General features: G+C 39.1%; 14 protein-coding genes and 1 tRNA gene. 6 read left to right on the forward strand and 9 right to left on the reverse strand.

Translation table 11 applies throughout. The annotated features are described in order from the left end of the window. On the forward strand, positions 1-240 hold a 240-nt coding region (locus EZ456_RS25425), incomplete at its 5' end, for a hypothetical protein (RefSeq protein WP_205945117.1). Positions 241-685: 445 nt separating this feature from the next. Here the strand turns inward: EZ456_RS25425 and EZ456_RS21455 are convergent. Then, positions 686-3,937: a TonB-dependent receptor gene (locus tag EZ456_RS21455; RefSeq protein ID WP_131533716.1), complete on the reverse strand. Its 3,252-nt coding sequence runs from the start codon at positions 3,935-3,937 to the stop codon at positions 686-688. Between the two features lie 413 nt (positions 3,938-4,350). Between EZ456_RS21455 and EZ456_RS21460 the strand changes: the two genes are divergently transcribed. Beyond that, positions 4,351-4,851 carry a GNAT family N-acetyltransferase gene (locus EZ456_RS21460; protein WP_131533717.1) on the forward strand — a complete coding sequence of 167 codons (501 nt, stop codon included), beginning with the start codon at positions 4,351-4,353 and terminating at the stop codon, positions 4,849-4,851. Between the two features lie 8 nt (positions 4,852-4,859). On the opposite strand, the gene EZ456_RS21465 is transcribed toward EZ456_RS21460, so the two are convergent. The 5 genes from EZ456_RS21465 to EZ456_RS21485 form a co-directional block, all read right to left on the reverse strand. Then, positions 4,860-5,435 carry a DUF4256 domain-containing protein gene (locus EZ456_RS21465; protein WP_131533718.1) on the reverse strand — a complete coding sequence of 192 codons (576 nt, stop codon included), beginning with the start codon at positions 5,433-5,435 and terminating at the stop codon, positions 4,860-4,862. 694 nt (positions 5,436-6,129) lie between these two features. Beyond that, positions 6,130-6,714, reverse strand: a complete 585-nt coding sequence (locus EZ456_RS21470) for a YdeI/OmpD-associated family protein (protein ID WP_131533719.1) — start codon at positions 6,712-6,714, stop codon at positions 6,130-6,132. Next, entirely contained in the window at positions 6,711-7,154 is a 444-nt protein-coding gene (locus EZ456_RS21475; RefSeq protein WP_131533721.1) for a DoxX family protein, read from the reverse strand. Before EZ456_RS21475 ends, EZ456_RS21470 begins: the two co-directional genes overlap by 4 nt. 6 nt (positions 7,155-7,160) lie before the next feature. Further along, a complete protein-coding gene (locus EZ456_RS21480) occupies positions 7,161-7,628 on the reverse strand; it encodes an SRPBCC domain-containing protein (RefSeq protein ID WP_131533723.1) in 468 nt (155 codons plus the stop codon). Between the two features lie 6 nt (positions 7,629-7,634). Next, positions 7,635-7,958, reverse strand: coding sequence for an ArsR/SmtB family transcription factor (locus EZ456_RS21485; protein ID WP_057931288.1), 324 nt, complete (start codon positions 7,956-7,958; stop codon positions 7,635-7,637). Positions 7,959-8,180: 222 nt separating this feature from the next. On the opposite strand from EZ456_RS21485, the gene EZ456_RS21490 reads away from it, so the two are divergent. Further along, positions 8,181-8,972 (forward strand): PhzF family phenazine biosynthesis isomerase, encoded by a 792-nt coding sequence (locus tag EZ456_RS21490; protein ID WP_131533725.1) that lies wholly within the window; start codon positions 8,181-8,183, stop codon positions 8,970-8,972. A 412-nt stretch (positions 8,973-9,384) separates the two neighbouring features. Here EZ456_RS21490 and EZ456_RS21495 read toward each other — a convergent pair whose 3' ends face one another. Continuing rightward, positions 9,385-9,567, reverse strand: a complete 183-nt coding sequence (locus EZ456_RS21495; RefSeq protein ID WP_317130011.1) for a winged helix-turn-helix transcriptional regulator — start codon at positions 9,565-9,567, stop codon at positions 9,385-9,387. A 400-nt stretch (positions 9,568-9,967) separates the two neighbouring features. On the opposite strand from EZ456_RS21495, the gene EZ456_RS21500 reads away from it, so the two are divergent. After that, on the forward strand, positions 9,968-11,260 hold the full coding sequence (locus EZ456_RS21500) for a hypothetical protein (protein ID WP_131533727.1): 1,293 nt from the start codon (positions 9,968-9,970) through the stop codon (positions 11,258-11,260). A gap of 2 nt (positions 11,261-11,262) precedes the next feature. After that, complete coding sequence (locus EZ456_RS21505) at positions 11,263-11,751, forward strand: hypothetical protein (protein ID WP_131533729.1); 489 nt, start codon at positions 11,263-11,265, stop codon at positions 11,749-11,751. Between the two features lie 288 nt (positions 11,752-12,039). Here the strand turns inward: EZ456_RS21505 and EZ456_RS21510 are convergent. Further along, a tRNA-Asn gene (locus EZ456_RS21510) sits at positions 12,040-12,116 on the reverse strand. Positions 12,117-12,260: 144 nt separating this feature from the next. On the opposite strand from EZ456_RS21510, the gene EZ456_RS21515 reads away from it, so the two are divergent. Beyond that, complete coding sequence (locus EZ456_RS21515) at positions 12,261-13,181, forward strand: PfkB family carbohydrate kinase (RefSeq protein ID WP_131533731.1); 921 nt, start codon at positions 12,261-12,263, stop codon at positions 13,179-13,181. A gap of 140 nt (positions 13,182-13,321) precedes the next feature. On the opposite strand, the gene EZ456_RS21520 is transcribed toward EZ456_RS21515, so the two are convergent. After that, on the reverse strand, positions 13,322-13,564 hold the full coding sequence (locus EZ456_RS21520; RefSeq protein WP_108197542.1) for a cytochrome b5 domain-containing protein: 243 nt from the start codon (positions 13,562-13,564) through the stop codon (positions 13,322-13,324). Positions 13,565-13,779: the final 215 nt, after the last annotated feature.

The following is a 13,779-nucleotide window of genomic DNA, read 5'->3' on the forward strand; positions in this document are numbered from 1 at the left end:
ATCGTGTGGACACATCTTTTACTATTGATTTTTTTAGGCATTTTGCTGACCAACTTTAATAAAGTACAGGCTTTACCGAAGAACGCCGTCAATCTCAAGTGGCAGCAGAATCAAAAAAACAGATGCAGAAAAGAACAAATAGCACTACCAAGCCTGAAACGCAGTGGTTTTGTGTTCGAAGTTTGTAAAAACTTTCACTTAGCAATACCAACACAAAACAAAGTGCCGCTGTTTTTTTGATGAGCGCGGGGCGGTGACAAGCCACATTGCTAGATTGACAAAGCGCTTTGGGTACTTTGACGCTCCAAAGTACCATGCCCTAGCGGCAAAGAGCGAAAAAAAATCAACATTTATCTTCAAAATATAGTTTTTAAGGAATCAGTGCTTGTTAATAGCAGGAAAGATGCTGACCACGAAGTAGCTATTAAGCCTTTAAAACGCTAATAAAGATGTGTCCACACGATAGGTGTAGGCGGGAACCACGAAGCTCAGCGAAGCTAATCTTAAAGCTTATGGCATTACGATTCCCAATCAAGTTGGGAATGACGATTCCTCACACCTTGTCATCATCGCTCCAATGCTTTTCTAAAAAGCTGAAACCCTCGAAATGACGAGCGAGCTAGCAGATAAACAAAAAACGGTCCAACCTTATTTTAGGTCAGACCGTTATATTATTTAAAAAAGATTAGAAACTATATCTCAATCCCAATTGCATTTGGTAACGCGAGGCAAAGAAATCTTTCGAATAAGAGGTTACATCTTTTTGTGCAAAGGTGTACACCGGATATGTTGTTGGTGTGCCTGCCGTTGCAACCTTTATACCTACGCTTGCCATTGAGTTATAGGTATTAGGAGAGAAATATTGAATTCCCCAATCTTTATTTACCAAATTGGTCAGGTTAATAATATCGTAAGTTAAAGTAAGTACATGTGGGTGTTTTCCTTTTGCCACTTGAATATCCTGAGAGAAACGGAAATCGGCCTGAACATTCCAAGGGGTACGTGCACCGTTACGTTCGGTAAAATCGCCACGACGTTTGCTTAGGTATTTGTCGCTATTGATATAGTCATCAAATGCTGCAGCCTGTGCAATTCCTGTTGCATTGTTCGCAAAGAATTTCTGTGTTTCGCCTACAGCCGGGATATACAATAAACTTACGGTTTGGCCGGTTCCGTTAATACGGGTATTAACTAAACCCAAAGAATATAGCGAACCTGATTGTCCGCTAAAGAATAACGAAAAGTTCGATACGTATTTACCGTTTTTAGCCCAATCTAATCTATAATTAATGGTCGAAATAATCCTGTTACGGATATCGAAGTTAGAATATGCCAATGCTGGGGTATTTGGATTAAGGGCTTGGTTTAACTGCCAGTTAGATTCCATTGAGTTACGGATACCATTGGCAATATCTTTCGATCTTCCGTAGGTATATGCCACCATCATATCTAAACCAATAGGAAGTGATTTACTTACCTGAGCGGTTAAGCTATATTTATATCCTTTATCAGTGTTCGATAATAGGTAAGCATTGGTATACAATGGGTTGATTTTGGTACCTGAATAAATAGGCTGTTGTTTTTGGGTATCATAAGCCATGTACGTAGGGTTATCAACATAGTTGATCTGCTGAAACTGCACGTCTTTGATCACCTGGCTAAAAATACCCTCGATGGTAAATTTCCACTGATCGTCTGTTTTATAATCGAAGGCCAAATTACTCCTCCATGCTTTTGGCATTTTAAAGTTGTTATCAACTAAATCTACCTGAGTAGCGCCGTTTGCATCTTTAACATTAATTCCTTGTTTAGTTACATAACCTGCTTCGCCACTACCTGTTAAGGCATCTTTGATTGGATCTGAACCTGCTGCAGGTGTTACTATTTTCGTAGGGTCTGCATTTGTATAAACATACGACTTATCAAAAGCACCGTAGTTTACACCATTATTGTAATATGCATAACCAATCCATGCAAAAGGAACACGACTGGTAAATAAGCCTGTACCACCACGCATAATTAAACTTTGGTTGCCCAATACATCGAAATTAAAGCCAACTCGTGGTGAGATCTGAATTTTATTCAGGAATTTCCCTGTAATAGATGATGGCTGGGTATAGGTATAAGTTGTTCCGTAATTTTTATCAACCGGAGAATTTGTTGTTTTTGTACTCAATGAAGGCATATCAGGCAGATTTGCCATATCGAAACGTAAACCTGGTGTTAATTTTAACCGGTCGCCTATACGAATTTCATCCTGACCGTAAACGCTATACATATTCACATTAAACTGTGCTGTTGGGTTAGCAATAATATTATCACGGCTATTATCAGCATAGTTATAACTGGTACGCACCCTGTTTGGCTGGTTGGCCAGGAAGTCTGCTACACTGCTATAGGCCACGCGGCCGTTCCATGAGTTAACGAAACCATAATTGATGTTGTAAAATTCATTGTGCGTACCAAAGGTGAAGGTATGGTTGCCTTTGCTAAAGGTATAGTTATCGGTAAACTCAAAAGTATTTTGTTTCATGTTAAAGATACTGGCCTCACGGTCGGTACCTAAAAACAATGTTCCACCGTTCGAAGCAATTTCAATCTGCGGTAAAGCTGGATTCGATAGCGGATCACGATAATCATGAACGGTAGAATAACCTACAATTAAGTTATTGGTAGCCGAATTTCCAAAACGTGTTTTCAGGTCAGCCACTGTAGAACTCTGATTATTGTTCTGTCTGAAGTCAATGCCGCCAAACCTGAAGTTAGACTGATCTCTTTCTAAGTTTGTGGCTTTCGAAATGATGGTATTGTTCCTGATCGTTAACTGGTTATTTTCGTTGATATTCCAGTCTAAACGGTTAAAAAACTTATTCGATTGCGAATAAATATTGTAATTTCCGAATGAACCGGCATCTATACCGTAAGCATTTTTCATGCGGTCTGAGATCTGCTGTGCCTCCGATAAGGTAAGCAATTTCATGTCTGACGATCCTGCACCTAAAATTACCGGATCCTGACGGCGTGTAATTTCCTCATTGGTAAAGAAGAACAATTTGTTTTTTATAATCGGAAAACCAACACGGAAACCAGTTTGGTAATCGTGAAAAGCGGAAGGCTCTTTGCTGTTATCGCCGATTTTATTTCTACCGATTAAAGAGGCATTACGGCCATAGCCATAAACCGAACCCACTACCTCATTGGTACCACCACGGGTAACGGCGTTAATGCTACCACCTAAAAAGTTACCCACTTTAACATCATACGGAGAAAGTAAAACGGTAACATCCTGAATGGCATCAAGCGAAACCGGATTGGTCCGTGTACTGCTGCCAGGCATACCCGAGCTTCCACTCTGGCCACCTAATGAAGGACTAAAACCAATGGCATCATTATTAATGGCTCCATCAATAGTCACGTTGTTGTATCTGAAGTTCGTTCCACCAAAGGTATTGTCTTTACTGCCTTGAGGAGTAACTCTGGTTACATCCTGCAAACTGCGGTTCATGGTTGGCAGGGTTTTAATCTGACCTTCGCCAATACTGGTACCTGCACCCGATTTTGCCCCCCCTTTTTGGCCTTTAACACTTACATCGGCCAATTGGTTACCTTGCTCCTGAAGATCAAGATCGAGTCTTACATCCGAACCTAAGGTTAAATAAATATGCTCTTTTACTACCGGGCTATAACCTACAAAAGTTACAGTAATTTTGTATGGCCCGCCTGGATTTAAGTTGCCAATGCGATAAAGCCCGTTCTCGTTTGATAAACCCTTAGATACAGTACCCGTTGGAACATGCACCATAACGATGGTTGCACCCGGGATTGTTCCCTTAGCATCTTTTATCTTTCCATTAATACTAGAAGTTGTAACCTGTGCCTGAGCAAATGCGACCAGGAGCATTAAGGCACTCGCTAGGAATAGTATGCGTGATTTCATTTTCTGTTGTTTTATTTTGATGCAAAACAACAGCCTTAATGTTAATTAAATATTAACAATAAATTAAGTTTAACACTATGTTAACAATTTGAAAATCAGAACAATACAATAGGAAAACAATTCCTTAACAACCAATATTTCAGGCCGGAATATAACGAAGAATAGAAAACTCAAAGGTGAAAATGAAAGATGAAGATTGGATGAAGTTTGGATTAGCCGAAGTCCTTAGTCAGGAGTCTGAATCTCGGTAACTAGCCATGCGTTTGGAACTGGGCGTTTGGAGTCGATTGACCGATTTAAACAATTAACAACTGAACAAGTTTGCGTGCCATGCTAACCAATACACCAATGACAACTATTGAACTAACGAACCGATGACTGAACCCATGAACACATCTATTATCTTTGCAGCCATGACAATTAGATTAGCCTTAACAGCAGATATTCCCAAAATAATGCACTTGATAAGCAAGGTTGTACCATTAATGCGTGCTGTAGGAAATTTCCAGTGGGGAGATGACTACCCGAACCCTGAGGTATTTGCCAACGATATTGCTATCGGCCAGTTGTGGGTGGCTGAGCTGGATGACAAACTCGTTGGTGTTTCTGCCATTACTACCGATCAAGATCCCGAGTATGCCGATGCAGGTTGGGATATTAACGAGAAAGCAATTGTTACACACCGTTTAGCAGTAGACCCCGACTGCCAGGGCATGGGTGTTGCCAAGGCTTTAATGAACCAGGCGGAAGCGGTAGCAAAAGCTTCGGGTATTTCTATTTTAAGAGTGGATACCAATAGCGAAAACATGGCCACCCAAGCACTTTTCCCGAAAATTGGTTATCAGTTTAGTGGTGAAATTAGCCTGGCTAAACGACCTGGGCTACGTTTCTTCTGCTACCAAAAGTTATTGTAATTACTTGCCTACACCCTTAACAAACCACGAAATGCTCTTGCAGCGTAATACGATTGTGCACCATTGTGGTAAACAAATACATGATCGTAACGGCGATCACCAAAAAGGGCGCCACCCAATCTTCTAATTTCCGGAGGGGTAACAATCCAGCTCGATGTTTTGGTATCGAACTTTCCGAGTTGCTGCAAAAAGCGGTACTGTTCTTCTTTTAAGAGTTCTACACCCATCAAAGCAGCCATATCAATAGCATTATTTTCTGGTTGATGCTCTTTTCTTGATTCTAGTCCTTCCAAATCATAACAAGTACTTCTTCGGCCTTTAGGGCTTTCTGCCGAACAATCGTAAAAAATGTATTCGCCTGTTTCTTTATCGTAATCAACAACATCAGGTTCTCCACCGGTTACTTCCATTTCATCAAGTACCCATAGTTTTTCGGCATTAGCTTCTAACTTCGCCTGCACCTTGGTCCATTCCAGTCCCTTATGGCGGTTCATATTCTTCTCGAAACGGACTTTTAAAGTATGGAGGAGTTCTTTGGCCTGTTCAGGCGATAACTCTTTTTTATTGTTATTTATTTTACTCATCAGTTTTATTTTTGGTTAAAAATCTTGCCGTCTATAATTCTATCCTAATCAAATATAAGGCTTACCCTGTCCATCAGTACCACTTTTTTTACTAAATAGGTTTGGAGCGCAGGGCCTGTACAAAATTATTAAGTTTCTTCCCGTTTTCTGCTTTTACGCTTCGCTTCCTCGTACCTCGTTGCTGCAGGGTAACGCTTCAACTGGGGCTAGGTGGCCAAAAACAGCATTTCATTTTTCGGGCTACAAGGTGCACAAACCCTTGTTCCTAAACCAGACAGCAGCGGTTCCGATTCTTCATCTGATTAGCGAATGGCGGGGCTAAAGATGCCAAGAACCACAAGCCGCTCATTTCCTAATTTGAAAAACACTAATTTCTACCTGGAGCACAGCGCCTTTACACTACATTAAAAGATCCTTCGACTACGATACTATTGACAGATTCCTATAGAAAGGTCGTCATTGCGAGGAACGAAGCAATCTTAATGCGCACGCTAGTAGCGATCGTTGTAAGATTGCTTCGTCGGCTGAAAAAGCCTTCTCGCAATGACGATTCTTCGCAGCCTATCACCGCAAAAAACACCTCTGTCATCTATTTTGATTTTTATACATAAATTATCCCTAAGGATGACAAACCAATGGTTAATTTACACACATCTCAAATGATAACATCTGACACCACGAAATAGGGAAACGACTAGTCATTCAATCCTTTTCCATTAAGAATTTGCGGCATAAATTTTTCAACTCTTGCCTCACGGGTCTTAGCTTGTTTGGGTGCAGTAAAATGAAGCAGATACCCTCTTTGCCGGCCAGGCGTTAATGCTTCGAATGCAGTTTTTAAAGCGGGAATATGATCTAACTTACTTTGAAACTCTACCGGGATGGCATATTCTGCGGTTTTCTTCAAATCTACTTTTAAACCAGCTTTTTCTACCTCAATGGCTTCATAAATATAAGTCTTCAGAATAGGTTTTAATTCCACTATTTCGAGGGCATTGATAAAGCGCACCTGTTTTGCCGATTGTACATTCTTCGTTTGTTGGATCAAGATCCCAGCGGCATCATTCAATAAAACGCCCTTAAAAAACAAAAATGCACAGTATTCTTTAAAATCATGTATTAAAACAATGTTGCTATCGTACAAGGTATAACAGGGCACTCCCCATTTTAATTCTTCATCTAGCCCACAATCCTGAGCAATTGTTCTCAACAACTCCAGCTCCTCCTGCCATTTTTTGGCTTTGTTAAAATAAAAATCAACTTTTGGATTCGTTTTCATATCAGTCGAATTTGTTTGTTCCTTTGCCCTGTTCCTTCCTTATGGTTTAAATTATTTAAATTAACTGAAATAATTTTCCTATCCGCAGGCCTAAAATACCACGACAGTACAGTTAGCACGAGTAATAACATTGGTCCAAAATATGCCGAAAAACTATTGTCCCTAACAGCCAAATGTGAGAAAACAGCACCAGACATGGCAAAGAAAAAACCTGCATAAGCCCATTCTTTCAGTAACGTAAATTTAGGAATTAGCAAAGCAATAACACCCAAAATTTTCCAAATCCCCAATATCGTCAGGAAATAGGTTGGATAACCCAGGTGGGTAAATAAGGCCACTTCCTCTTTCATTTTTAAAATCTGCACAATTCCAGTTGATAACATGCCAAGCGACAGCCAAACGGTGGCAATCCAATAGATAATTTTATTTCTCTTTGTCATGATGTATTATTTTATTTGTTTTAAAATGTCTTCTAAACGGTTGTGCGCCATGTTAATGCCTTGAGCAAAAGGTAAGACGAGTATTTGATCCCTTACCGCTACCGATCTGTAAACCACATGCATGGTGAGTTTACTCCTATCATCGGTTAGTTTTTCGAAGGTTAAAAACTCGAGCTGAACCCCAAAAGGTGTATGCTCCATTTCGAATGTCCGCGTAATTTTTTCTTCAGGAACAAACTCGTGTATCACTCCGGTGGCCACAAAAGCTACATTTCCTTTCGCATCAGCAGTTTCGAACTGGTAACTGCCATACTTTTTGTTTTCAAGTTTCAGCACTTTTGTCCCCATCCATTGTACTATAATTTCAGGCTCAACATAAGCCTTAAAAAGCAATGCTACAGGTAGATCAAATTCTCTGGTAATGATCATTTCCTGTTTGCCATTTTCGGCATCAATTTTTGTTTTCTGCTCCATGTTAGTCTATTTGCTTGGTTTATAGTTTTTCATGATATCTTCCAGTTTATTAAATCTGTCGTCCCACATTTTGCGGAATGGCTCAATAAAATCTGCAATTTCTTTCATTTTTTTTGCGTTCGTGTGGTAGTGGATTTCTCTGCCGTTTTGCTTTTGTTCTAATAATTCGCACTCGGTGAGGATTTGCAGGTGTTTTGAAACAGTTGGCCTAGCCGTGTCGAAATTGGTGGCTATTGCACCAGCCGTCATTGATTGTGAAGCAACTAAAAGCAATATAGCCCTTCTTGTAGGGTCGGCAATGGCCTGAAATACATCTCTTCTTAAATTCATTATGTAGCTATTTGACTACAAATATAACGTAGCCATTTAACTACGCAAATTTTTAGCAAAGTTTTTTTTAGCAAGGCTTTCTTCAACAGATCGTCATAAAGCTTGATTTCATCAGTCATGTCCATTAAAGCATCAAGATTTTGCTTGTAAAATTGAATATATTTGATCGGTGCGGTGCACGCAAAAAGAAAATTAATTAGCGGAGAAAAGCTCCTAACAATTATGAAAACATATAAAGTATATCAAATAGATGCTTTCACAAAAGAGAGATTTAGTGGAAATCCAGCGGGCGTAGTTGTAAATGCCGATGGGTTGACCGATGCTCAAATGCAACAGATTGCCAAAGAATTAAACAATTCTGAAACGGCTTTTCTCTTTTCTCCTGACGATAATGACTCTGATGGCTTAATCAGGTATTTTACACCAACATCGGAAGTTCCGATTTGTGGTCACGCTACAATTGCCGCCATGTACGCTAAAGCTATTGAACACAATTTAGACGCTTGTATTTTGAGATATAAAACTAAGATTGGCACTTTACCTTTTGAGATCGTTAAGAAAAATGAGGATTACCAAATTATAATGCCCCAAGGTAAATTTGAACTTAGCCCTAAATTTGATAACATAACAACCAAACAAATATTATCAGCACTTGGACTTGATTATGCTGATACTGACGAAAGATGCCCGGTTCAGATTGCTTCTACAGGTCATTCGAAAGTTATGATTGGTATAAAAAGTAGAGAAAAGCTAAACAATCTGAACCCAAATTACAATAGTTTGATTGACCTAAGTAAACAGATTAATTGCAATGGCTATTTTGTGTTCACATTTGACTCGGATGATAATGACGTATTAACATACGGGAGAATGTTTGCCCCAGCAATCGGAATAAATGAAGATCCGGTTACAGGTAATGCAAATAGACCATTAGGTGGATATCTAATACAACATAAAATCGTTGATTTTAAGGATAGCCTCTTCGAATTCAATGGTAAATGTGTATTTCAGTGAAAGTGACCCCTCTGTTCCGGGCCAAACTGGCCACCAATTTGGTTACCGGATGATGCGAATCTAGTTCCTTTCCCTCTGAACAAATATACACTTCGGATCCAAATCCATTTTCCTCAACACTTTTCGGTTTAATCCGTCTCCCTGCCCGATTTATCCTCAATTTAGACCTTTCTAAAGACCCAAAACCATTCCGGAGGCACTGTAACGCTTAAAAAACGCTGTAATCCCTTCAAAATAGCGAAGCGACCGTAGTCCACCCTGAATTGCTGATATGCTCCCAGGAGCGATTATTTTATGCAGAAACTAAAAGATTATTCCCAAAAGCAAGTCGTAAAAAAAGCTGATCGAAAGATCAGAACGGCCAGTTTGCCCCGGAACAGGTGGTCACTTTAAAGCGGAATGGGGTGACAGTTTAAACCCGGAACGGGCGGCCATTTTTGCCGAAATGCCCACAAATGCTCAATTGTGACCAAATATGGATTAATTCTTTTGCTACAACAGTCAATTCATAATCAACTCTTGGCGGAACTTCGGCATAAACGATGCGGTTCACTAACACATCCTTTTCAAACTCTCGCAAGTGTAACATCAACATCCGCTCTGTAACTCCTGTTATCAATTTCTTTATTTCACCAATAGTAGCCTGCCCTCTTTGAGTTTACATAGAATGTGCAACTTCGTTTTACCGCCGATTTTGGAGAAGGCGTATGTTAGATCGCAGCCTTCAGTTATGCATTTTTCATTCTGCATGCGCGTAGATTTTTTCTTTTTATCGCCATTAATTACAAATTTGTGAGCACTAAAAGCAACGATATTAGTGCCTTAATTTTAGGCTTCTGTAACGAAAAACCACCTACATACAACGTATTTTAGACTATTTATGTAAACAAAAGTGATGCTAGCTATTTTGACAACCGAAATGCATACATTTATAAATCAATACATTATTATGAAAATTGATATTATAATGTATTGGTTTATAAAACTAAATTCACATGATACATAAATTAACGCCTAAGCTCTTTCTTATTAGTCTGTGCCTTTTTCTTGGGTTCTTTACTATTTTTAATTCTTGCAAAAAAACTCAAAAAACAGAGGACCCCATTTCGAATGCTAGGGACTGGTATTCTAAGAGCAATTTAAACGGTACGCAACTTCTATCGAGCAAAGGCACGAGCCAACAAATCAAACAAGAGCTGGACTGGAGTAGCGCAAGTACATTCCAGCTTGAAAGTGGAAGCGACGTAGTAAGCGTTCCTGTAAAAATGGTTTTAGGCAAAGGGGCTCTTGGTGGGAGTTATATGCTATTAATTGACAAACTAAAAAATAACTATAGAGTACAGGTAGCTTACAGCCCCGAAAAAGAGTATTTTAAAGGGCTTACTACTGATGTTGGTATGAGAGATGTTTATAAACAGACGACCAGTAGTAATTTTATAAACGCACCACGTCTAAGCAACAAAGATAAACTGATGGCCATTACTTGCACAAGCTGGTATATGGTTACAACTTATTATACTTATGATGGAAACTTAGCAGGTACCTCATCAAGATATCTTTTTCAGAGTTGTAGTGGAGATTTGGGTGACTATCCGGAACCTGACTATGGTGGGCCGGTAGATTGTCAAGGAGTCGTTGCTGGAGGAGCTTATGCGACTGATTGTGGTTGCATTGGAGGAACTACTGGGATAACATCATGTCCGCTGAGAGAAATTGTAGACAGTGTCTCAAACACATGTTTAAAAGCCCAGCTAAATACAGCTAGAAATGCTCAGACAACTATTAGAAATATGCTGAACGAAACTTTCGGTGGACCTAGTGAATTTGAAAGCTTACATTTAAAGTTTAAGGATGTTACAACTTTAGCCGATAATGTTTCTGGAGATGCAGGAAGAGAAACTGCGACGTCAGTTTATTTCAATATTCGATTAAACCAGAATAAATTACCTGGCTATTCAAAAGAGTATATTTTGAGTACAATTTACCACGAGATTTTGCACGCATATCTGTTCAGCAAAATGGAAAAAGGTCCTGATGGAAGATTTCACATTTCAACCCAACACGATGATATGGCCAATAAATATCTTACACTAATGACCGGGGCTTTAAAAATTGCCTTTCCAAATATTAGTGATCAGGAAGCTTGGGCACTCAGCTGGGGAGGATTAGAAGAAACAGATCTATATACAAAAAAACTAACTCAGGCACAAAGGGATGCAATAACAGTTACGAACAGAAGGCATACAAATAAATTAGCAACTGACAAACAGGGAACATATTGTGATTAATTATGAGATATATATTATTTATTTTTGTTGCGTTATTAAGTAATGTAGCATTTGGTCAGAAAACGCCTCAGTTACCTGTGTTTATAAGCCAGTGTGTTGTAAAAGGTACTAAAGGAAATGCCTATGTAAATACAAAAAAGAATTTTGCACACTTTTTTGCAATAGCACTTTCTTTTGATTCAAAGGGAAAAATTGATACGCTGTACTACTCAAGTAAACTGAATCCAGAAACAAAAAAAATATTTGCTTTAGACACTTCTTTTTTGAAAAAAATTAAAACATACAATTTTAACTTTAAAGAATATGCCTCTAAGACTGTGCTTTTTTCTTATTATTGTTATAATGCAACAGATGATTCCGTTGAGTATAAAAACGGGTTTTTAAACAGCATTGGGGATTTTATTCCTGAGGCGATTCATGAAAAACCTGTAATCGTATTAAAACCCATAATTGACGCAGGTCTTCCGTCTGCTCATGGAAATATTAAGTAGCAATTTTTAGTCTTTACTATTGCTAGCTTTTGGCTTTCTATTATCTTAATTTATTGTGTATTTCAGCGAGCAATTGCCGGAATCCCCAACATTCATTAGGGGCGTTAATAGCATTAGAGAAAAACGTTGTTCTCTATATAATGCAAGCGATATTGTTGTGAACCCCAACAGGATCACAACAATATCAAAATAAGTGGTACTTCTTGTTTCAGATTACATACCTGATTAACAGCCAATTAGGGACGGAAAAAGAAAGGGCAAACGAGAATTTCTTCTGTTTGCCCTCTATGGCTCCCTCTGCTGGGCTCGAACCAGCGACCCTCTGATTAACAGTCAGATGCTCTAACCAGCTGAGCTAAGAAGGAGTACTGGTCGTTTCCTAAAACGAGGTTCGCTGTACTTTGCAGCACGCATAGCCTTGTTCGTTTTGGGAATGCAATATTAGGGCTTTTAAATTATTTATGCAATATTTGCAGTGAAAAATTTTAAAAAAAAATTAACACATAGATATGAGCCTGATAATCATAGGTACTGTAGCTTTTGATGCTATTGAAACTCCTTTCGGAAAAACGGATAAAATTGTTGGTGGAGCAGCAACTTACGCAAGTTTAGCGGCTTCTTACTTTTATAATAAAGCAAAAATTGTAGCAGTAGTAGGTGATGATTTTCATCAATCAGACATCGACACCTTCACCACACACGGTATTGATACCGAAGGATTACAGATTAAAGCAGGTGAAAAATCATTTTTCTGGTCAGGAAAATACCATAACGACATGAATAGCCGCGATACTTTAATTACAGAATTGAATGTATTGGAAAATTTCGACCCGATTATCCCAGAGCGCTATCAAGACTGCGAATTCCTAATGTTAGGCAACCTAACCCCGCAGGTGCAGCAAACGGTAATCAAACGCCTTAAAAACCGCCCGAAATTAATCGTAATGGACACCATGAACTTCTGGATGGATATTATGATGGATGATTTATTGGAAACCATTAAAATGGTAGATGTATTAACGATTAATGATGCAGAAGCGCGTCAGTTATCGGGTGAATACTCACTGGTTAAAGCAGCAAAGAAAATCCTTGCCATGGGCCCAAAATATTTGATCATTAAAAAAGGTGAACATGGTGCATTGTTATTCCACGAAGATCAGATTTTCTCAGCTCCGGCTTTGCCTTTGGCAGAAGTATTTGATCCAACGGGTGCTGGCGATACTTTTGCAGGAGGTTTTATCGGTTATTTGGCTAAAGTAGGCACAATCAACTTCAATAACATGAAAAACGCGATCATTTATGGCTCTGCACTGGCTTCTTTCTGTGTAGAGAAATTTGGAACGGAAAGGTTATTAAATTTAACCGATGAAGAAGTTGCGGCAAGAATTCAAGAATTTGTAAGCTTAAGTGCTTTTACGATAGAAGCTTAGTCAGTTAGCAATGGGCGATTTTCAGTTGCCAGTCTAATAGCATATAACTTTAGCCTCAGATTTTAAGATTAGTTTCTTATAAATCTGGGGCTTTATTATTGAGTAAAATCTTTGCACCGAACAATCTACCCTAACAAAAATCAATTTGGTGTAGCCAGTATAGCTATAGGTACAAATTTTTCAAAAACAGCTTCGGTGTGGGGTGCATCGGGCAGTTCGTCTGTCAAATCCTGTCCGGCCCAGTGCTCATAATGTTTACCGTTTCGCCACAGTCTGCTATCGGTCATATCGTAAATCAAACCTTTATAAGCCACCCATATTTGAGGTTTGTCCTGCCCATTGCGTAAGGCGAGTTGCTGTTTGGTGTAGCTGGGTAAATCCATTTAATTAATTTCGGGTTGAAGATAAACAAAAAGGTATTTAACCATGTAAGAAATGTAAGTGCCATATAGGCTTATATTTTCTTCAATGCCTTATATGGTTTAATTAGCTGTTCTTTTGAAGCACAAGGTCGCTACAAAACACCAAGTTCCTTCCCGTTTTCCGCTTTTACGCTTCGCTGCCTCGTACCTCGTTGCTGCAGGGTAACGCTTCAACC

The organism is Pedobacter psychrodurus (assembly GCF_004331735.1).
Lineage (GTDB): Bacteria > Bacteroidota > Bacteroidia > Sphingobacteriales > Sphingobacteriaceae > Pedobacter > Pedobacter psychrodurus.